Origin of the sequence: Caballeronia eucalypticola (assembly GCF_047608185.1) — a bacterium.
Lineage (GTDB): Bacteria > Pseudomonadota > Gammaproteobacteria > Burkholderiales > Burkholderiaceae > Caballeronia.
The window spans coordinates 18,992-36,974 of the sequence record NZ_JBLKRU010000010.1 but is presented as its reverse complement, the minus strand read 5'-3'; the positions used below and the strand labels follow the sequence as shown (position 1 = coordinate 36,974).

Below are 17,983 nucleotides of genomic sequence, written 5' to 3'. Positions count from 1 at the left end.
GCGTGCTACTCGATTGACCCTGCGCTGTGCGGATACGTCACGATGCCCCATGCGAGCGGCAATCCTTCAATCTGCTTGACCGGCTGGTAGCTGGTGGCGTCGAAGACATACACGGCGTTCGACCGGCCGCATGCCAGCATCAGCTTCGAGCCGTCGGGCGTGAAGCTGAAGTGCCAGCAACGCTGGCCCACCGGTACATCGGTCAGGTGATCGAAGGTCTTGGCATCGAATACCTGAAGCATCTTGCCGCGCGCCGCCGCGACCATCAGGCGCTTGCCGGCAGGGTCGAACGCGACACCGTAGGGTCCCAACTGCGTATCGACAGTCTTGATCACCTTGAAGCTCTGAGCATCCAGCACGACGAACTTGTTGGTGTTCTCAAGGGTGACCACATATTGCTTGCCGTCAGGCGTTCGCTTGATACCGCGCGGGCGCGATCCATGATCCAGCTTGAGCGTGCGCAGCGGCGCGCCGGTACCGACGTGATACACCGACACCGTATCGTCGCCCTCGTTGGTCACCAGCATTTCCCGGCCATCGCCGGAAAACTCCACGCCTTCCGTCTCGTGCCCGCTCTTCACCGAACGGATCACCCGCAAAGTCTTCAAGTCGACGATCGCGATCTCCGCAGGCGGCTCACTCGCGTCGTCGTCCTTTCCTGCGCCCGGAGGACCGCCTTTATCGGCTCCTGCTGCGGCTCCTGGCCCTCCCGATGCTCCTGATGCTCCCGACACGCCCGGAGGCGGGCCGCCGTCCTCGCCCGGCTCGTAGGTCACGTAGGCGTAGTTACCGTGCACGCGGACAAACTCCGGATTCTTGCCGATCTTCACCCGCCGCAATACCTTGCCGGTGGCTGTATCGACTTCGGACAGATCGCCTGGTTTCTTGTTGGCCAGCAGCAGCCGGCGCCCGTCCGCCGTCAGGCTCAGGCCGCGAGGGCCATCGTCGCCGAACGCGAATGTCTTCGCGAGCGTCATCTGGTCGAGGTCGATCACACCCACCCCCGCCGTCTCGCTCGTTACGTAAGCAGTCGGCGCTGCCGCCCACGCGGCGCTCGCGCCGAACGTGATACCGGTCGTCACCACCGATGCGAGCGCCAGATACGCCGTCGCCTTTTTCAAATGCATGTTCGTCTCCGCCTATTGTTCTTTGCAAGGTACACCGGATGTCTTCGGACGTCGCGGACCCAAAGGCCAACTTAGCCCATCAAGGCGGTACTTGACAACGGATCGGGGCGGGAGATTCTCCCGAAAGCGTCTTTTCGACAGCGCGTCCGCGGGTCTATCGCGTTGCGTCGGGGTCGTCGGCGAGACGATCGACCAGCGCCTCGACGCCGCGGCGCCATGACAAATCCGTGTTGCCGCGGATATCGACCGAGCGCTCGAACAGGGTCTTGCCCGACGTCACGTCTTCCACGCGAAGATTGATGTTGATGATCAGGTTGCTGACTTTCTGCACCCAGCACACGCCGACGCGTTCAACGCCAAGTTTGCGTCCAACTTCCCGCTCGCAACCGTTGCACGCGTTCATATTCTGCGCCGCTGTAAGTTGCGTAATCATGGCGCTCGCGGGGGCGTTATCGGCGACGCGAAAAAGCTGGCGGTCACGCAACTGGGCACGCAGGTCATTGCTGATCAAGACAATGCGAGCCTGTTGCGTGCGGTTGGTATCGGCGTCGTTGTAAGAAGCGTTATCGTCGATAAGCGTGCAGTCGATCACAGCAATCGACCGCGGCGCAGCCATCGCATGCGATCCGGCAGTTGTTGCTGCAAGACATAGCGCGACGCCACGCAGAACGCGCAATGCGCGCCGTGCTCCATGATGTAAAACGCTTGGCAACTGCAGCATGGCTGCTGGTATCCACGAGTCGATGATTCGATCTTCCATGCCGCAACTCCTAGCCAGTCAACGCTCGTTTAGGGCTGGCAGTTGACGCTGAACCGCTCACCGTCTGCGGCCGCTTTGAACGGAAACCCCGCAGGCTCCGCCACGGAAGAAATCGCCACGTCAACAACAGCAACGCAAGCAACGCGGGGCACCAATTAAGATGGGTCGCCGCCGGCTCCCGGTGCATCAACTGCGGATCGAGCATGGCATGGGTCAACGCTTCGGCCCCAAGCAACCGCTGATACTTGAAGCCAATCCGTGACGCCACTGAGGCAAGGTACTCCCCCCGCAGTTGCGATAACTCCTCGTGGCTTTCTGCCGTGGCCGGCTTGCCGGGGATGGTCGGGACCTGGATCACATCGTCGGCGTGCCAGAACCCCACCCTGTTGCCGTTGGCATCGGTCTTTGGAATATTGGCGGGCTGGTCCCCGCCCACGCCGATAAGCCAGCCATGAACCTTCCCGCTGGCTATTTCGCGCACCCGGTCATTCGATGGCAACACAGGGGGCGCTTCCTGACCATCGGTCATGAAGATCACCGCGGTATCCGGCCCGACTTGCTGCGCTGTCCGCACCGCCGAGTAGATGCCGCCCTCGGCCACGCGGCTCCAGTTGGTCCAGCGCATGCGCCCATCGATTTCATTCAACGACGACAGCAGCGTGTCGAAATTGCTGCAGACTTCAACGGGCGGCAACAACAGCAACGTGCGCTGCCCGGTAAACACGCTCCATCCGACCTTCGATCCGCAAGGCAATTTCCCCAACGTTTCGCGCGTGGCGGCACGGGCGAATTCAAGCCGGCTCAACGGCGCATCGCTCGCGCCCACGTCCTCGGTGTCCATACTCTGCGTAATATCGAAGGTGACGATGTAACGCGCGGTATCGCGCGGCAAAATGACAGGAGGCATTGCAAGCGCGGCGATCAGCAACAGCAGCGCGAGCACGATCGGCCACTGCTGCCGGCTGAAGAGGCTTCGTCCGTTTAGGGCAATTTTCACGGCAGATCCTCGGCCTGCGCGCCGCGCAACTTGACGTCGTGCTGCTCCTTGATGTCTGGCTCGTCGGCACTCTCGGTCTCTTCCGGAGCGCGCCATAACGCACGTTCGAGGTTGTAGCGCGTGTCCCAGTCGCCAGGCGCAACGCGCAGCAACTGACGGTATCGTTGCTTCGCCTGTTCCAGTAAAGGCAAGGATTTGACCGGACCGGGATTTCCCTCGCCCGTCGCTTGACGCAGATACATATTGCCCAGGTTAAAAACCGCGGCATGCGCCAACTCGCTGTTGGCGTCGTCTTGTATCAGTGCCTCATAGAGCCTCTGCGCGTCAGCGTAAGCGCCCGCCTTCGAAAGCGCCATCGCACGGGTCAACTGAGCCTCGGGGAGATCGGCGAGATGGGACGACGCGCTCGTCATGACGCCTGCTTGGGCAACAGCCTGACGCACATCTTCAGCATGCTTCATGCGTAATGCACCATCCATAGCCACCGCCGCGCAACCCAGCGCAACCAGTCCAAACGCGATGTGAGCCCAGGAGCGTTTCATGCCCAACTCCTGACCTGAAGCAGATGCAACGCGAGCAGGAACGTGCAGAAGACCAGCGCGGCCGCAAAACAATAAGGACTGCGGTCCTGTCTCGGCAACCGCTCGACAAACGACACCTGATATTTTTGCTGCCGGTTGATATCGTTCATGGCAGCGGCCATCGCATCGGCATCGTTTGCTTGATAGAGGTGATACGGCGACTTCAACGTCAGAAAAAACCGGTGCAGCTCGGCCTCGGCGGAGGTATCGTTCGCGGCGACCGCCCGCAGGTCGGGGCTGTACACGCCACTGCGCAAGTAGATGAAATACAAGTCGATCTGATTGCGCTCAAGGCCTTCTTCTATGTCGCGACGCGCTTGTGCGTCGAGTCTTGCGCCGCCGTCCGAGACAAGTACGATTACCCGATGACCATCGTAACGACGTCCGTCAAATTGTCCGATCGCCGCGCGCAAACCGCGATCGAGCTGCGTGTCCGCCATGCCCCGGCCAATGCCCGTGCCGGCTATCGCATCCTGAATAATCTTGTGATTTTCCGTGAAGCGAATGACCGGTATGGGGCTGATGCCGAACATCATGAATGCGAGCCGGTCGTTCGGACGATCATCGACGAAACGGGTTATTGCGCGGCGAGCGACTTCATTCTTCGACATGCCCCGGGAGTCGATGGGCTGTCGCCCCATGGCGTCGTCCATGCTGGAACTCCGGTCCATCAGGATGAGAATTTCGGCGCCGGTGCCGGTGTGCAGAACCTGCATATTGGAACGGCCTGGGCCCGCGAGACCGATGACTATGGCAAGTATCGCCAGCACCGCGCAGCCTCGCCATATCATTCCGACAGTACGTCCAATCCGATTGACCGGCAGCCATCCAATGTATGAAAAACTCAGCGTATCGCTGCGTCGGCGCAGCAACGGAAGGCACGCGAGCGGCAGTAGGGCGAGCACGTAGGGATGCGCGAAGTCGATAGGGGAAGTCATTGCTGCTGACGCCTCTCCGCGCGATAAAGCGAGCGGCTCAAGTCGAGCAAGGGAAAGTTTTCATCGGCGGAACCCGAAGCAAAGAAACGCTCGCCGGACTGCTGGTAGAAGCGTTCGAGTTGCGGCTGCAGCGCTTGCAAATGCGGTGCTCTTGCAAGCAAGCCCGGCAATGAACCGGCATGCACGACCTGCCCCGCCGTCTCGTTCAATGCACGATGCAGACACAGCCACCCGCGCACGTTTTTATCAGGTTGGGATGACGCAAGGCGCTGCATCTCCATGTATGCGCGGGCAAACGGCAAGCTCGCCGCTTCGCGTGTGTTACGCCATTTCCACCAGCCGAACCATGCGGCAAGCGTTAAAACGAGCAAGCCGAGCGCCCAAAGGGTCTGCCTGCGCAGCGGCGCAATCGCGGGTAGCGGAGCCGGCCGGTCGGGGCGCAGCGATTGGAGCTCGCCCATGCCGAATGCCGTATTTGGCGTGAGCGGACTCACGCTCACCGGCCATTCCGGCACTTGTAGCGATCCCAAAGTCAGGGCGGGGAGAGCAATAGTGATGAGCGTTTGCGGCGCGTTCACGATCTGATAGTCAACGACCATCCATCGCCGCCCTTCTCCATCCGTTTCAATGCGCGGATGGCGGCGCTCGAACCAGATGCCGATGCGCCCAGTCGATGGCGTCGCGGCGGCGCTCGAATCGTCACTGCCTGAACCGGCCGTGCCCGAAGGAAGCAGGATGCGTTGCGAAAGCACATCGCCGACCGTGTAGCCGAATGCGCGCGGTTGCTCAACCGTCGCCGATGAAGGCGCCCCTATCGCAGCGTTTGTCATGCTTAGGATTACTGTCATGATGACCAGGATCGGCGGACGCGCGAATGGGCTCATGCGACCGCTTCCAGGAAGTATCGCGACAACGATTCGGCATTGAATTCACCCTGAAGGTAGAACGGCCGAATCCCGCGCTTATCGAAGAGCCGGTCGATTTCGGCACGCCGCCGCGCGACCGCGTCGCGCCAATCTCGACGAGTTTTTCCTTGCAGCCACAATGTCCGGCGTTCTCCCGTTTCGGCATCGTCAATGGCTAGCAGCGCGCCATGCTCCGGCGGCTCCACTTCCGCGCGGTCCCATACGACCATCGGAATAACGTACGCATGGGTCAACGTGTCGAGTATCTTCGGCAGCCGTTGCAGCGGCCAATGAAAGTCCGAGACAATGAAGACAATGCCCTGCCGCCCGGCAAGTTTCGCGACCGATTTTTCAAGCCCATCGATACCACCTGCCACGCCGGGCGATTGCGCCGCACGGCGCACGGTGGCCGCCATTACGTCGCCTACACCCTGACCATAACGCGCCGGTGAATAGAGTTCCTCACGTTCGGCGGCATCGAACGCGAGCATGCCGACCTGATCGCCCGCACGGAATGCGCTGTACCCCAGCGCGGCGACAAAATCCGCCGCAACGTCGAGCTTGGACTTGATCTGCCCGAAGTGCATCGACGCTGATACGTCGATCACGACATAGACCGGTACGGACACGCGTTGCAGATGAACGCGAACGAGCCACTCGGCGGGAATGGCCCGCAAACTTGCGCGTAAATCGATACGGCGCGGATCCGGATGATCGAAAAGACGCGCGTGCATCGCGAATGCCTGACCCGCGCCGAAGCTCGAACCGGGATGCGATCCGGGTCGCGAGCCACCGGCGCGCATCGGCAACCGGTAGTGAAACTCTGGCATCGCGCTGAGCGTATTCATGATGTCCTCATGAGATTACGGCACCGCGACTCTCGCCATGATCTGCGCGACTAACGCTTCCGCAAGTTCCTGCCGGCGCAGTTCGTAGATTGGCGTGAAGAACACGCGATGCCCAAGCGCGGGCAACAGCACAGCGTGAATATCCTCTGGTACCACATGCGTGCGCCCGGCCAGCCACGCGACCACGCGCGCCGCCCGCAAGAGCGCGCTCATGCCGCGTGGACTCGCGCCAACGAGGATCAGGCGCTCCATGTCGACGCCGTCAAGTGCGATATCGAATTGCTGCGGATTCTCAGTCGCGCGCCAGATGTCGAGCACGTAGCGCTCGATTGTCGCGCTGGCGCTCACGTTGCGTTGAATGCTGCCGCCGATATCGTTCAACTCCGCCCATCGGACCACGCCCGGCGTCACCCGTTCGAGCAACGCGTCGACATCGTGGAAAACAGGATCGAAAACCAGCGCGCGTCTGACTTCGGGATCTGTCGGCGTCGGCATGTTCAGCTCGAACAAAAACCGGTCGCGTGCAGCCGATGCCAGCTCGAACGTTTCCTCGCGCTCAACCTTGTTCCGATCGGCGAACACCGTCATGTGAGGGAAGTGATATTCGCGGTCGAACGCCGAAACGGAACGCTCGGCCATCGCCCGCAGCAGGAGCGACTGGACTTGCGGCCGCGCCCGGTTGATCTCGTTGAAGAAGAACGTGGTCAGGTTTTCGCCGTGACGCAGCAAAGGACCGGGATCGATCCGGGGTCTTCCTTCGGCGTCCACATACGTGTGATAGATGAGGTCACCTGGCATCATGTCGATGGTGCCTTCCACGCGCCCGAAGCCTCCACCAATGGCCCGCGAAAATGCGCGCAGCACGGTGGTCTTGCCGACACCTACGCCCCCTTCCAGCAGCACGTGACCGCGCGCAAACAGCGCGACATTGATCAAGCGGATGATGTCCTGCTGGCCGGCGACGGCGCTTGTGACGCTCAGTTCCACCCGTAACGCACTCTCGCGCCAGTCCTGTAGTTGCTCCTCGAAAGCCATCGGCCAGGTCTCCTGTTGCATCGCGGCACGATGAAAGGAAACAACGCGCCGGAACGAGGGAATGCAAAAGTCGTACCGAGTTTAAGTAGCCGATGAATTATTGTTCGGAGACTTGTCAGTGAGGATTTTAATCAGCCAGTTGTGAGCGACAGAGAAACACACTGTCACAGCAGGCGGGACACGTTGTGTCTGCAATCGGACTTCGTGGGTTGTTAAGGTGGCGGCCACGACCGAGGTTTTGCGCCGTCACGCTTTGCCATCTGAGCGTGAAACGGTCGCTTCCTCCTGCATGGCAAGTGCCGGACCTTGTTGTGCATCGGTTGCCACAACACGATATGTTGTCTTGAAGCCTTGTTGCGTATAACCCGGGTTGGTCGACGACGGCGAGATCTGCACGATACCGGCATTGCTATACATCTTTGAAGCAATCACCATGTTGAAGGTTGGAAAAACGCCCTTCCTGATTCACCAACTCCCGATAGGCTCAACGTATCAATCCATTCCGTAAATCGAAATATGATCCATGACAAGAAATTTGACGCGATCAAGCAGACGCAGGCGTGATGAAGGACGAACGTCGGGAAGGGAGGTTAACCGTTAGGAATCCAAATGCTACCGGAATAATAAACATGATCCCAAGTAGGGTGTGGCCTGTGCCAACAACCCTACGCCGTTGCAAAAGATCACATCATTGAGCTGTGCATCGCAAGAACGCGCTTCAGCTCCAGTCGTCCATATCGTGCTTGATGCTGTGCCGGTTGGCGATCAGCGTGTCGACACTTGGTTCGTTGTTCATCGCCCGCTGAATGGCGAGTTTGGTCGCCTCGTAGTTCGTGCGATACATGTCCTTCTTGTCGAGGTTCGTCTCCGCGGCGCAACGCGGATCGATCCACACGAGACTGATGATGCATAGCTCGTTGGCCTGATCTTTCGGCAAGATGCCCTCGATCAGGCAATCGACTATTGCATCGGCCGTCGCCGACTGCACCACGCCGCCGAATAGCTCGATGGTGGTCATGTCCCTGAGCGTCACCTTGGGGACGATCATCGTGGCAGGACGCACCATCTGATTGCAGGCGCGGATCGCGAACATGGCCGTGTGCCCCTTGCTCTGCGCCATCATGTTGGCGAACGCGTGACCGGCGGGTCCGTCAACACGGCCTAACAGGATTTCGGGCATCGCGTCAGTCACTTGGCCGGGTGCGGCTAACACCGTGGCTTCGCCTGTGCGGAACGTCAAATCGAGATTCATTGCCGACCTCCTTCTTAGTTGGACACCAAGGATTCGTAGCATGCAAGGACGATGCCATTCAATCCGACACGCCCGGGGAGGCATGGCAGTGCGCAACATGTATCGTCTTCGGGACAGAGTGGCAAACACGATTCACGAGGCAAGTGTTCCGGATATGCGGCGCCGCCGGCATTGTCCGTGCCTATTGCTGGCTCGAATGGTCCATCATCGGCGCCTGAGCATCTCTCCGAAGGCACGCAAGTCGCGTGAGGAAGTCGTCACTTCCGTGAGCGAGGCGAGCCGGTTGTGGGAGACGGTCGAGGCGAGCGCAGTGCTGGGCGAGATCAGCTTCATCCTACCGGGACGCGCGGGCCAAAAGGCGCGCGAAGTCACACAGACGTTACGAGCCCAACGCGTGAAGCTACCAGGGGCGAGCGGGCCCACTGTCACCTGCGTGCTGGCGCAGGAAATTGGAGCGCCGGCGAGCATGAGGCCTGTGGTGTGGCGCCTGCTGACGAACCGGGAAGCAGACAACATTGATGCCGTGGTCGAGCTCATCGACTGGTATCGAGCGCGATGGGAGATTGAGATGTTCTTCCATGTTCTGAAGAACGGCTGCAAGGTAGAAGCGCTCCAACTCTCGCAAATCGACCGCGTGGAGCGGGCTCTGGCGTTGTACATGGTGGTGGCATGGCGCATTGCCCGGCTGATGCGTTTGGGCAGGACCTGTCCTGAGATGGATGCCTCGTTGTTCTTCGACGCCTGAGATACGCGGTGCTTTCCTGCTGGCCAAGAAGCCGCGACCAAAAACTCCCATCACACTTAATCAAATCATTCGCCTGAATGCTTCACTGGGTGGTTTTCTGGGCCGTAAGAGCGATGGTGAACCCGGTGCGAAAACCCTCTGGATTGGCATGCAGCGAACCATGGATGCCGCCTCGACCATTCGAGCACTTCGCGAAGACGATGCCTGACTTCTGTATAAGGGCATGGTTTTGAAGGGCTCATGCTGGCTTCTTTCCGATGGAGAAAGCGCACCCTATCGTCTTGTCGAAGGAGACTGCTTTTTACTGACGAGCGGCCGGTCATTCGTGCTTGCCAGCGACCCTTCAATTCCGCCGGTGAATTATCTGGACGCGCTGTCTTACGGTGCGCAAGGCATTGCACGATGCCAGACAGGCGCCGATTGTTTTTTGGTCGCGGGGCATTTTTCGTTGGCGGGAAGTGGTATCGACAGGCTTTTCGAATATCTCCCCGCGGTGGTCCCGGTGAGCGCCGCGTCGAGCGAGGCGTCAGTGCTTCGATGGTCACTCGATTTTCTCGCGCAAGAACTGCGGAACAATCAACCAGGTCATTCGCTGACTGCTGAGCATCTCGCGCACATCATGCTCATTCAGATTTTGCGGTTGCATCTCGCATCAACAAAAACCATGAACCATGGATGGCTTTCCGCGTTGAATGATCCGCAGTTGAGCGCCGCTATCAATGCGACGCACAAGGATATTCGTCATCGTTGGACGGTAATGGACATGGCAGGAATAGCCGGCATGTCCCGTTCGAGTTTCGCCGCGAAGTTCAGGCAGGCGGTGGGAACCACGCCATTGGACTATGTGACTCGATGGCGAATGCAGATCGCCGTCGATCGGCTTACGAATAGGGAAACTAGCCTCGCGCGAATTGCAGATGAAGTTGGCTACGAATCCGAAGCTTCATTTAGCACTGCATTCAAGAAGATCCATGGCTGTTCGCCTAGGGCCTATCGGATCCGTGTCTCGACGGAAAAGCCGGCCTAACAGGATCAGGATCAGGATCACGCTGCGAAGGCCGCGATAGGGACAGTGCGAGACGTGTATGCACGCGTTGCTCCACGCCGACAAACCTGTTCAGCGTGGTGAGTACAGCACAAGTACAACATGTCAGGTCGGTCAGCCCTCTTGAACTAAGCCGTTAAGACTGCCCAGCGTCTACTCGTTAATGCTTTACCCATGCATTAACGATCGGTCACCCGCTTAGAATCTATTGGCGATGACAATTCCAGGCGAAATTGTCATCGCTATCAGCTATTACTGGCCTGCAGCCGGCGATACTACGCTCGGTCGCGCCAGTGAATTGTTGCTCGGCCAAACAGTAGCCGCAGGCGTCGATCCATTAGCGCTATTTTGCGTGCCCGAATTCGACGACGCAGCGGCGTGGCCGCTGTCCGAGTTGGCGTCCCCTGGCGTGCCATAGCCGCCGCCCGTTGCAGCGACCGGCGACGTCACGCTTGGTCGCGCCAGCGAGTTGTTGCTCTGTGCATAAGCGCCGCCTGATAACGTGAGTGCAGCGACGGCCGCGATTAATGTACTGGTTGCCTTGTTCATGACCCCGTCTCCTTAATTGAATTGGAATTTCGACACATACGATCCATTGCCATTGTAGGAAAGCGGTCGCTCATAATTAAGCGCATTCTCCGCAAGGGTGAATTTCTATTTTCGGGGAAATCCCGGCGTTAAGCGCTGATGGGCGAGCGCAATCTTGCCTAGTGCTCCACCATTGAGCGCTGCGTGTCTAGTGACGAGCCAGAAAATTGATTGGGTGCCTGTTTAGAAAATTACCCGTAGAGCGGAACCCCGGTGAGGAAACTTGCAAACGAACTCCCTCTTCATTGACGACAACGCCTAAGCTCGCTTACCGTCCCATGCTTCCCGACTAATAGACAGAGTTGTCGTGTTCCACGTCCGGCCCTTGAACGTTCGATCCCCAATGCGCTCTGCTGTGACAGTCATTCCGACAGCGTTGCATAACTTGATTGCGGCGCGGTTGTCGGAGATCGTCTCCGCATAAATTCGCTCGACGCACAGCGTGCCAAAGCCAAATTCAAGTATTCCGGCAGCAGCCTTTCGAGCTAGCCCGGACCATTGCCATTGCCGGCCAATTTCGCATCCGATGGAAGCATCGCCAGGTGACTCTAAGCGGATGCCGCAAGTACCGACGAGTTCCCCTCCTGACTCCAGGGCAAATTGAAATTTGGTCCTTGGCAGACTGTCGGCTTGTTCGATGAACATCTGCAGCAGTTGGCCCGCACGCTGCTCCGAGGAGTCATCCTCGCTATAGAAACGATGCATTTTCGGATCGCTTCTGAGTTGTTGATATTGGATCAGGTCCGCGGGCCGAAAATCTCGAAGAATCACATTGTTCAACTCTATTCGAATCGCTCCGGTTTCAATTTTGTCCATTACCTGGTCAACTCTATTTTTTTGAACAATTAGCATTGTTGGCAATCTGCGGGCGCTGACGAATGACCGGTTGCGGCCGCTCACCAAAAGCTGATGGGCAATGATCCTGGTGGACGACCGCTTTGCGCATCATCCACCGGCAGTTATTACGACGCCTTTTTTCCAGCCGCAACGCGCGGCACCGTCTTGGACTTACCTGTCACCGGCAAAGTAGCGACGAAAGCATTGATCGCCGAATTTAGCTTCGCGCGGCCGGCTCCATCATGAGCGTGGACGGCCAGGCCGGTAAACAACACTGCGCACATCATCGACAACGCATCGACGTCCACCGACGGCGCGATTTCGCCATCATCGACCGCCAGCTTCATGCGCTTGCAGATCAAGTCGACAATCTGCTTCTGCCGTTTGTGCAGCAGCGCGCGAAGCTCCTTCTGGTCGGCACTCACATTCAGCGCGCCAAGCATCACCATGCAACCGCGTGGCTGCGGACCGCGCGTGAACATTTCAACGCTACGCTTGAGCATCGCGCTGAGCGCTTCCCGGATGCCGCGTGGCCCAGCTAACGCACACCTTGTCGCTTCCCCCTCAAGCGTCCCGTAGAGGTCGATTGCTTCACGAAACAGGTCTTCCTTACTGCCGAATGCGGCGTAGAGACTTGGCGAGTTGATGTTCATGGCGACAGTCAGGTCGCTGATCGCACAACCGTCGAAACCCTTCAGCCAGAACATTTCCATCGCGGATGTCAGCGCGGCCTGGCGGTCGAAGGTTCGGGGCCTGCCGCGCCTCTTCGAAGCTCCTTCATCAACTGAGCTATTCATCATATTTCTCCAAGTCTCCGGTCAGGTCACGATCCTGAATCGCTATTTTGTAACGATCATAACGAAAATCTGGATTCGGATCAATTTTTGAGGTTTAATATTCTGTATCGATCGACACATATATAGGGAATTTATGCGGCGATGGGGCAGTACCGTCGTCGGCACTGCCCTTCCTCAATTGAAATGGAGTTCAAAATGAAACCCGTACTTCGCGCCTTGGTTGCTGCCGCAATCGTAATGGCCTCAACCACCGTCTTCGCGCAGACGGCTCCCGGAGCCAGCCCACAGGCGGCTGCGGCGCCCGCGAAAAACTTCGACGTATTCGTCGACAAGCCAACCGGCTTCGCCTTCGTCAAGCTGCCGGGCGGCTGGAAGTTCGCCGGCAAGGTCAGCCCGAGCGACATGCGGCACTTGCCTTCTACTGTGTTGACGTCGGTCGTCGCCGAGGAACCGGTGCAGATGGCGGACGATCAGCCACGCAAGTAAGCAACTGGTTCCTCACCCGGCGTTTGCATGGCACTCCCAGCCCGAGCTATCGGTAATCCTGACTTAGGTGCTCAACGCGAGCGTGGCGCCTGGACTTTTATTCGCTTCAAGCGGCCAAGGCTAATATTTACGTTGCAACACGAGCGTATAGTCAGGCATCCGTCACGGGGAGAGTCGCAAACATGCACGATCTCGCTACCAAAGAGGCGGATGCGCTGGCGGTTGTCAAAACGTTTTATCGAGGCGCCGCTGAAGGCCGGATCGTGGACTTCGAAAAGTACACCGCTGAGGGCTTCATATTGTTCGTTCCCGACTATCTTCCTTGGGGTGGTCAATATGACAAAGCCGGGTACGTGTCCATTCTTCCCCAGCTGGCAAAGACACTCGATGCCGTGAGGCTGTCGTACGAGAGCCTGACCGTACAGGGTGAACACGTCGTGGCCCTGATCCGGATTGGCGTCCAGGGAACTGACGGATCAATTCTGATTTCCGAGCATTGGGATGTGTCAGAGGGTCAGGCGCATCGGCTACTTGTGGCTTACTTCGATCCAAAGGTGCTGCTGGACAAAGTCGCGTAACGCTTGACCAAGGCGCCACCATCGCTAGGGAGTTTTGATGAATCAGCCCGATTTCTCTGCTCGTGACAAGGTCGTCAAACATAACATCTACGCTTCCGTGAGAAGGCGGGACGGTCTCCCTCAAGAAGCCTTTTCGAATTACTGGCGCGACGTGCATTCAACGCTCTGCTCGCGCTTGCCGGGACTCAACTTCTACGTTCAACAGCACTTCGACCGCGACCATTACGCGAACTCCTGGCCTCTTGCCAATGGTGTTCGCCGGATTGAAGCTGACAGACTGAATCTGGCGATTGCGGAAATTGCATTCGCCAGCCCGTTAGCGGCAAAGTCGCTGTTTTCATCACCAACGCTCAAGGAAGTACTGGGCGAACAGGCGCGATACATCGACGCCATGGGCGTGTATCTCGTGACCGGGTTCTACACGTTCGTCCGTGACGGCCGTCCAACATTAGCTGGCTTGCGAGGAAGCCGGCCTGCAGTACTCACCACCACGTTGGGCGCGGTGAATCAGCTCGACGAGAAAGTCACCGCCAAGTTTGCCCCGCGATAGGCACGCAATCCTTCCAGAGTATTCGAAGCGTTCTGGTGTCCCAGTGCCGTGAGCCGACGTGTTACTTTAAGCCTCATGAAACCTTCCTATCAGCGCGCACCTGAGGGCAACGTCTGGGTATTGATCGCCGCGATCCTTGGCTCGAGCCTCGCGTTTATCGACGGTACGGTTGTCAATATCGCGCTGCCTGCAATACAGAGCGGGCTTCACGCGACCTCGGGAGAACTTCAGTGGGTGGTTGAGTCTTATGCCCTGTCGCTAGCGTCGCTGCTGCTCGTCGGCGGTTCATTCGGCGATAGCTACGGCAGGAAAATGGTCTTCCTGTTCGGTACGGTTTTATTCGCAGCCGGATCGGCATGGTGCGCGTTCGCGGGTTCTATCGAAGGATTGATCGCTGCGCGGACAGTCCAGGGTATCGGTGCCGCTTTCCTTGTGCCCGGCAGCTTGTCACTCATCAGCTCGGCCTACCCGGCAAGCTCGCGCGGACGCGCGATCGGCACTTGGTCGGGATTCACAGCAATGATGGGCGCAGGTGGTCCCGTCCTTGGAGGCTGGCTGGTCGAACACCTTTCGTGGCGATCAGTATTCCTGCTCAACCTGCCGCTAGCGGCAGTCGTCGTGGGCATCGCGCTATGGAGAGTCAATGAAAGCAAAAACGAAAAACTTGATAAAGCACTGGACTGGCCAGGAGCACTCTTAGCATCGATAGGACTCGCCGGAATCACGTACGCACTGATCGAGGCTTCCGAAAAAGCGTCGGGCGTTCTGCTTGCCGGGTCGGTCGGCGTGATAGCACTCATCGCCTTCCTGGTTCGCGAGGCCCGGTGCCGCGCTCCAATGGTCCCATTGGCACTTTTCAAGTCGCGCACATTTGCGGGCGCAAACCTGATTACGTTCTTTCTCTATTCCGGACTGGGGGGAATACTTTATTTCCTGCCGTTCACCCTTATCCAGATCCATCATTATTCTGCGGCCAAGGCCGGCGCCGCGCTGTTGCCGTTGATCCTGATCATCTTCGTGCTTTCACGATGGACCGGCGGACTGGTCGCACGCTACGGCGCGAGAGTGCCACTCACCTTGGGCTCTGTCATCGTCGCTGCGGGATATGCGCTGTTGGCATGGCCTGGAGTTGGCGGTCCGTACTTACACACCTTCTTCGCGCCCGTCATCGTGCTTGGCCTGGGCATGGCGATTTGCGTCGCCCCGCTGACCACGTCGGTCATGAACGCCGTTCCGGAGAATCAGTCGGGAGTTGCATCCGGGGTGAACAACGCGATTTCGCGAGTCGCCGGGCTACTCGCCGTCGCGGTCTTCGGCCTTGTCCTAACAATGCTATTTAATCAATCGCTCGACATGCACCTTGTACCGCTTGGTCTTTCTCAAGCCGCGCAGAACCAGGTGAACGAGCAGCGCGCGCTTCTTGGTGCAGCGGTCAATCCGGACGCCCGCGTGATGGAGGCCGCGCGCGAGTCCTTTGTCTTCGGGTTCCGCGTGATCGTGCTGATCGCATCGGGTCTCGCGCTCGCAAGCGCCATCAGCGCATGGCTTCTGCTTGACCATGAGCCGAAAGGCGGGGCGTCCGGGGGCTTACCTCATTCTCAAGAGACCTGACGCGTGGGCCGGAACAGGATCTTGTTCACGTCCATGTCGTCCGGCTGGTCGATAGCGAAGGCCACCGCCCGCGCGAAGGACTCGACCCAGTCGTCAACCTTCAGACGCCCGAGCAGCGAAAGCGGCATGAGGCCCGCGTCGTTGATCATCACGTCGATACGCCCGAAGGTCTGCACGGCGGTATCGACGAGACGCTTCACATCGTCGAGCACGGTGACATCGGTGGCGACGCCGAGCGCCCGGCGTTCCGTGCGGTTCAATTCATCGGCTAGTTGCTGCAAGCGCTCGATACGCCGCGCGCCGAGTACGACGCACGCGCCACGCGCGCTCAGCAGGCGTGCGGCCGCAAGGCCCAGGCCGCTGCTGGCGCCGGTAATAACGATCACTTTGCCGTTGATCTGGTCGCTCATGAAACCCTCCTGGTGATGATGTGGAACTTGACCGTAGACTTCACGGTGTCAAGCCACTAGCGGGCCAAGCCTTGATCCAGTAGCAAGGACATGTTGATACTGTCCACTCGCAATATTGGGGAGCACTGCGTGCCCATTAGCGAACTTCGCGCAATTGAGACCTTCACGAAGGCCATTGAACTTGGCAGCATCCGGCGTGCGGCGGCGGCCCAGGGCGTCAGTCCTCAGGCCGCGAGCCAGGCGCTCGCGGCGCTTGAAGAGCGGCTGGGCGTGCGCCTTTTGCATCGCACGACAAAGAGCATCGCGCCGCTTCCGAGGGACAGGAGTTTCTCGAGCCCGCGCTGGCCGCGCTGGCCGCACTGGAGCGCGCGGTGGACCGCATTCGCATGGCGAAGGACGATATTGCCGGGCCATTGCGAATCGTCGCCCCGAAGTACTCGTTCCTGCCAATACTTTGGCCTCTCGTTGATGAGTTTTGCCGCCGCCATTCCGAAGTTCAGCCCGATGTCAAACTCGATGACCGGATTGGCAATTGGGTGCAGGACCGTGTGGATGTTGGCTTGCGCATTGGTTCCGCGCCTGAGGACGGCCTCGTTGCTCGGCGTCTTTTCGCCATGCAACTGATCGTCTGTGCGGCGCCGGCCTATATTGCGGCACATGGGGCGCCGAAGTCGATTGAACAGCTGGCGTCGCATCGATGCAGCGTGTTCCGGCAGGCCGAATCCTGCTCTGGCTTCTCAAGGTCGGAGGCGAAGTGATCTCCCACGACTTGCCGCCCGCGTGATTGACCAACGATGCCCAGCTCGAGACCGAGGCGGTGCTGTCGGGTCACGTGATCGGCTTGTTGTCCGGCTTGTCGGCGGCGCCTCTGATTCGTTCGGGGTGGCTTGTGCCGCTGCTCACGGACCACGTTACCGACCATATGAGCGTGCATGTGTACTACGTAAGCCGCGCGGCGCAACCGTCGCGGGTGCGGGCGTTTATCGACTTGACGGTGGAGCGGTTGGCCCAGTCTTCGGACTACGTGCTGGACGCGCGGGAACTGGCGGTGGCGGTGGCGGTGGCGGTGGCGAAGGGGCGTAGGAAGACGCGCCGGCGATGATCCAAGGGAGTTAAGTGCGTTAAGACGCACCTGCTTCGGTGGAATATCGGCGAGCGCCGGATGGAAAAAGGCCCGGACGATGCCGGGCCTTTAAATCGAAGCGGGAACCCCCGTTACCGCCTCGATGATGTTTCTCTCGTAGCTGACCTGTTGCCTCTGAATATTCGTTTTTTTGATCGTTGGGCGCTTTTTGTCGGTCAGCGAGGCCATAATAATTGCGAGTGCTCCGGCGCTATGTGGGCGACCCCACATAGCGCTTACGAATGGTTACACCTGTGGCGTCGCGACCACGTGGGGCTCCGGAGTTGGAATGCGTGGCTGCGTCATGCACCGGTACTCCCCCATCGGATACAGCGTGCCGGGCGCTGGATGCCCTCCCCGATCTGCTCGGCGCAGCGCTGGCAAAAGACAATCGCAAATGCGTGCGGGGCGTTGCCCGGTATAAGACGCACGCGTCTAATTTTCACAGAGCCTCGCATGCGGCTAAGGGCGGGTTCAAGCGAACCCGCCCTTAGATAATGGAACGCCGTTAGTTGCTACAGGGTCGACGTCGATGTCGCTCAGAACAAGGAGTTCGTACGGTTTCGGGGGTATTTTCCGCTCCGGTTCTTAGCGGGTTGGCTGCTCGGTTTGCGCCATTATTTTGGGGGTTACGGCCAAACGAATTTTGGCGGCCTTGTTTTGAGGTGGGTGGCGGCGTGGCTTGACGTGCATACAAATTCGGTGGATGGTTCACGCGGATAGCGCGGGGTGTCCCTTGGGCGGGTTCAATCACTGGTGGCGAAGCGTGT

The 17,983-nt window shown here is 59.1% G+C and carries 18 protein-coding genes and 3 pseudogenes; 7 read left to right on the top strand and 14 right to left on the bottom strand.

Annotated elements, in window-relative coordinates; genetic code table 11:
* Window positions 1-5 precede the first annotated feature (5 nt).
* From ACMX25_RS13895 to fae, 10 genes and pseudogenes are all read right to left on the bottom strand, one after another.
* Window positions 6-1,127, bottom strand: a complete 1,122-nt coding sequence (locus ACMX25_RS13895) for a YVTN family beta-propeller repeat protein (protein WP_414950525.1) — start codon at window positions 1,125-1,127, stop codon at window positions 6-8.
* 154 nt (window positions 1,128-1,281) lie between these two features.
* Window positions 1,282-1,887: a DUF3280 domain-containing protein gene (locus ACMX25_RS13890; protein ID WP_414950524.1), complete on the bottom strand. Its 606-nt coding sequence runs from the start codon at window positions 1,885-1,887 to the stop codon at window positions 1,282-1,284.
* A gap of 10 nt (window positions 1,888-1,897) precedes the next feature.
* Window positions 1,898-2,794 (bottom strand): vWA domain-containing protein, encoded by an 897-nt coding sequence (locus ACMX25_RS13885; protein WP_414950685.1) that lies wholly within the window; start codon window positions 2,792-2,794, stop codon window positions 1,898-1,900.
* 86 nt (window positions 2,795-2,880) lie between these two features.
* Complete coding sequence (locus tag ACMX25_RS13880) at window positions 2,881-3,426, bottom strand: hypothetical protein (RefSeq protein ID WP_414950523.1); 546 nt, start codon at window positions 3,424-3,426, stop codon at window positions 2,881-2,883.
* Window positions 3,423-4,403, bottom strand: coding sequence for a vWA domain-containing protein (locus ACMX25_RS13875; protein WP_414950522.1), 981 nt, complete (start codon window positions 4,401-4,403; stop codon window positions 3,423-3,425). Before ACMX25_RS13875 ends, ACMX25_RS13880 begins: the two co-directional genes overlap by 4 nt.
* Window positions 4,400-5,287, bottom strand: coding sequence for a calcium incorporation protein MxaA (locus tag ACMX25_RS13870; protein WP_414950521.1), 888 nt, complete (start codon window positions 5,285-5,287; stop codon window positions 4,400-4,402). The genes ACMX25_RS13875 and ACMX25_RS13870 overlap by 4 nt, the downstream gene beginning before the upstream one ends.
* Complete coding sequence (locus ACMX25_RS13865) at window positions 5,284-6,156, bottom strand: DUF58 domain-containing protein (RefSeq protein WP_414950520.1); 873 nt, start codon at window positions 6,154-6,156, stop codon at window positions 5,284-5,286. Before ACMX25_RS13865 ends, ACMX25_RS13870 begins: the two co-directional genes overlap by 4 nt.
* Window positions 6,157-6,171: 15 nt before the next feature.
* Complete coding sequence (locus ACMX25_RS13860; protein ID WP_414950519.1) at window positions 6,172-7,191, bottom strand: AAA family ATPase; 1,020 nt, start codon at window positions 7,189-7,191, stop codon at window positions 6,172-6,174.
* 291 nt (window positions 7,192-7,482) lie between these two features.
* A pseudogene (locus ACMX25_RS13855) lies at window positions 7,483-7,617 on the bottom strand (branched-chain amino acid ABC transporter substrate-binding protein); the annotation flags it as partial.
* 292 nt (window positions 7,618-7,909) lie between these two features.
* Window positions 7,910-8,443: a formaldehyde-activating enzyme gene (gene fae, locus ACMX25_RS13850; protein WP_414950518.1), complete on the bottom strand. Its 534-nt coding sequence runs from the start codon at window positions 8,441-8,443 to the stop codon at window positions 7,910-7,912.
* Window positions 8,444-8,522: 79 nt separating this feature from the next.
* Between fae and ACMX25_RS13845 the strand changes: the two are divergent.
* Together ACMX25_RS13845 and ACMX25_RS13840 are read left to right on the top strand one after the other, a co-directional pair.
* Window positions 8,523-9,396 (top strand): annotated as a pseudogene (locus tag ACMX25_RS13845) (IS4 family transposase); the annotation flags it as partial.
* Window positions 9,397-9,411: 15 nt separating this feature from the next.
* Window positions 9,412-10,215: an AraC family transcriptional regulator gene (locus ACMX25_RS13840; RefSeq protein WP_414950517.1), complete on the top strand. Its 804-nt coding sequence runs from the start codon at window positions 9,412-9,414 to the stop codon at window positions 10,213-10,215.
* A gap of 270 nt (window positions 10,216-10,485) precedes the next feature.
* On the opposite strand, the gene ACMX25_RS13835 is transcribed toward ACMX25_RS13840, so the two are convergent.
* The 3 genes from ACMX25_RS13835 to ACMX25_RS13825 form a co-directional block, all read right to left on the bottom strand.
* The gene (locus ACMX25_RS13835) at window positions 10,486-10,782 is read right to left on the bottom strand and encodes a hypothetical protein (RefSeq protein ID WP_414950516.1); all 297 of its coding nucleotides are present in this window, start codon (window positions 10,780-10,782) and stop codon (window positions 10,486-10,488) included.
* Window positions 10,783-11,079: 297 nt separating this feature from the next.
* Window positions 11,080-11,637 (bottom strand): GNAT family N-acetyltransferase, encoded by a 558-nt coding sequence (locus ACMX25_RS13830; protein ID WP_414950515.1) that lies wholly within the window; start codon window positions 11,635-11,637, stop codon window positions 11,080-11,082.
* Window positions 11,638-11,783: 146 nt separating this feature from the next.
* The gene (locus ACMX25_RS13825) at window positions 11,784-12,458 is read right to left on the bottom strand and encodes a TetR/AcrR family transcriptional regulator (RefSeq protein ID WP_414950514.1); all 675 of its coding nucleotides are present in this window, start codon (window positions 12,456-12,458) and stop codon (window positions 11,784-11,786) included.
* Window positions 12,459-12,650: 192 nt separating this feature from the next.
* Between ACMX25_RS13825 and ACMX25_RS13820 the strand changes: the two genes are divergently transcribed.
* The 4 genes from ACMX25_RS13820 (at window position 12,651) to ACMX25_RS13805 (ending at window position 15,680) form a co-directional block, all read left to right on the top strand.
* Window positions 12,651-12,941 (top strand): hypothetical protein, encoded by a 291-nt coding sequence (locus tag ACMX25_RS13820; RefSeq protein WP_414950513.1) that lies wholly within the window; start codon window positions 12,651-12,653, stop codon window positions 12,939-12,941.
* A gap of 182 nt (window positions 12,942-13,123) precedes the next feature.
* Entirely contained in the window at window positions 13,124-13,519 is a 396-nt protein-coding gene (locus ACMX25_RS13815; RefSeq protein ID WP_414950512.1) for a nuclear transport factor 2-like protein, read from the top strand.
* Between the two features lie 37 nt (window positions 13,520-13,556).
* Window positions 13,557-14,069, top strand: coding sequence for an EthD domain-containing protein (locus ACMX25_RS13810; RefSeq protein WP_414950511.1), 513 nt, complete (start codon window positions 13,557-13,559; stop codon window positions 14,067-14,069).
* Between the two features lie 75 nt (window positions 14,070-14,144).
* Window positions 14,145-15,680: an MFS transporter gene (locus tag ACMX25_RS13805; protein WP_414950510.1), complete on the top strand. Its 1,536-nt coding sequence runs from the start codon at window positions 14,145-14,147 to the stop codon at window positions 15,678-15,680.
* Here ACMX25_RS13805 and ACMX25_RS13800 read toward each other — a convergent pair.
* Window positions 15,668-16,090, bottom strand: coding sequence for an SDR family oxidoreductase (locus ACMX25_RS13800; protein WP_414950509.1), 423 nt, complete (start codon window positions 16,088-16,090; stop codon window positions 15,668-15,670). The genes ACMX25_RS13805 and ACMX25_RS13800 overlap by 13 nt on opposite strands.
* A gap of 129 nt (window positions 16,091-16,219) precedes the next feature.
* Here ACMX25_RS13800 and ACMX25_RS13795 point away from each other — a divergent pair.
* Window positions 16,220-17,192: pseudogene (locus tag ACMX25_RS13795) on the top strand (LysR family transcriptional regulator).
* The last annotated feature ends 791 nt before the right edge of the window (window positions 17,193-17,983 follow it).

Bases quoted from the DNA above. Each gene is read 5' to 3' on its own strand.
- ACMX25_RS13865 (WP_414950520.1), bottom strand. From the start codon at position 6,156: ATGAATACGCTCAGCGCGATGCCAGAGTTTCACTACCGGTTGCCGATG.
- ACMX25_RS13870 (WP_414950521.1), bottom strand. From the start codon at position 5,287: ATGAGCCCATTCGCGCGTCCGCCGATCCTGGTCATCATGACAGTAATC.
- ACMX25_RS13875 (WP_414950522.1), bottom strand. From the start codon at position 4,403: ATGACTTCCCCTATCGACTTCGCGCATCCCTACGTGCTCGCCCTACTG.
- ACMX25_RS13825 (WP_414950514.1), bottom strand. From the start codon at position 12,458: ATGATGAATAGCTCAGTTGATGAAGGAGCTTCGAAGAGGCGCGGCAGG.
- ACMX25_RS13810 (WP_414950511.1), top strand. From the start codon at position 13,557: ATGAATCAGCCCGATTTCTCTGCTCGTGACAAGGTCGTCAAACATAAC.
- ACMX25_RS13830 (WP_414950515.1), bottom strand. From the start codon at position 11,637: ATGGACAAAATTGAAACCGGAGCGATTCGAATAGAGTTGAACAATGTG.
- ACMX25_RS13890 (WP_414950524.1), bottom strand. From the start codon at position 1,887: ATGGAAGATCGAATCATCGACTCGTGGATACCAGCAGCCATGCTGCAG.
- ACMX25_RS13885 (WP_414950685.1), bottom strand. From the start codon at position 2,794: ATGCCTCCTGTCATTTTGCCGCGCGATACCGCGCGTTACATCGTCACC.
- ACMX25_RS13815 (WP_414950512.1), top strand. From the start codon at position 13,124: ATGCACGATCTCGCTACCAAAGAGGCGGATGCGCTGGCGGTTGTCAAA.
- ACMX25_RS13880 (WP_414950523.1), bottom strand. From the start codon at position 3,426: ATGAAACGCTCCTGGGCTCACATCGCGTTTGGACTGGTTGCGCTGGGT.
- ACMX25_RS13835 (WP_414950516.1), bottom strand. From the start codon at position 10,782: ATGAACAAGGCAACCAGTACATTAATCGCGGCCGTCGCTGCACTCACG.
- fae (WP_414950518.1), bottom strand. From the start codon at position 8,443: ATGAATCTCGATTTGACGTTCCGCACAGGCGAAGCCACGGTGTTAGCC.
- ACMX25_RS13800 (WP_414950509.1), bottom strand. From the start codon at position 16,090: ATGAGCGACCAGATCAACGGCAAAGTGATCGTTATTACCGGCGCCAGC.
- ACMX25_RS13820 (WP_414950513.1), top strand. From the start codon at position 12,651: ATGAAACCCGTACTTCGCGCCTTGGTTGCTGCCGCAATCGTAATGGCC.
- ACMX25_RS13895 (WP_414950525.1), bottom strand. From the start codon at position 1,127: ATGCATTTGAAAAAGGCGACGGCGTATCTGGCGCTCGCATCGGTGGTG.
- ACMX25_RS13860 (WP_414950519.1), bottom strand. From the start codon at position 7,191: ATGGCTTTCGAGGAGCAACTACAGGACTGGCGCGAGAGTGCGTTACGG.
- ACMX25_RS13840 (WP_414950517.1), top strand. From the start codon at position 9,412: ATGGTTTTGAAGGGCTCATGCTGGCTTCTTTCCGATGGAGAAAGCGCA.
- ACMX25_RS13805 (WP_414950510.1), top strand. From the start codon at position 14,145: ATGAAACCTTCCTATCAGCGCGCACCTGAGGGCAACGTCTGGGTATTG.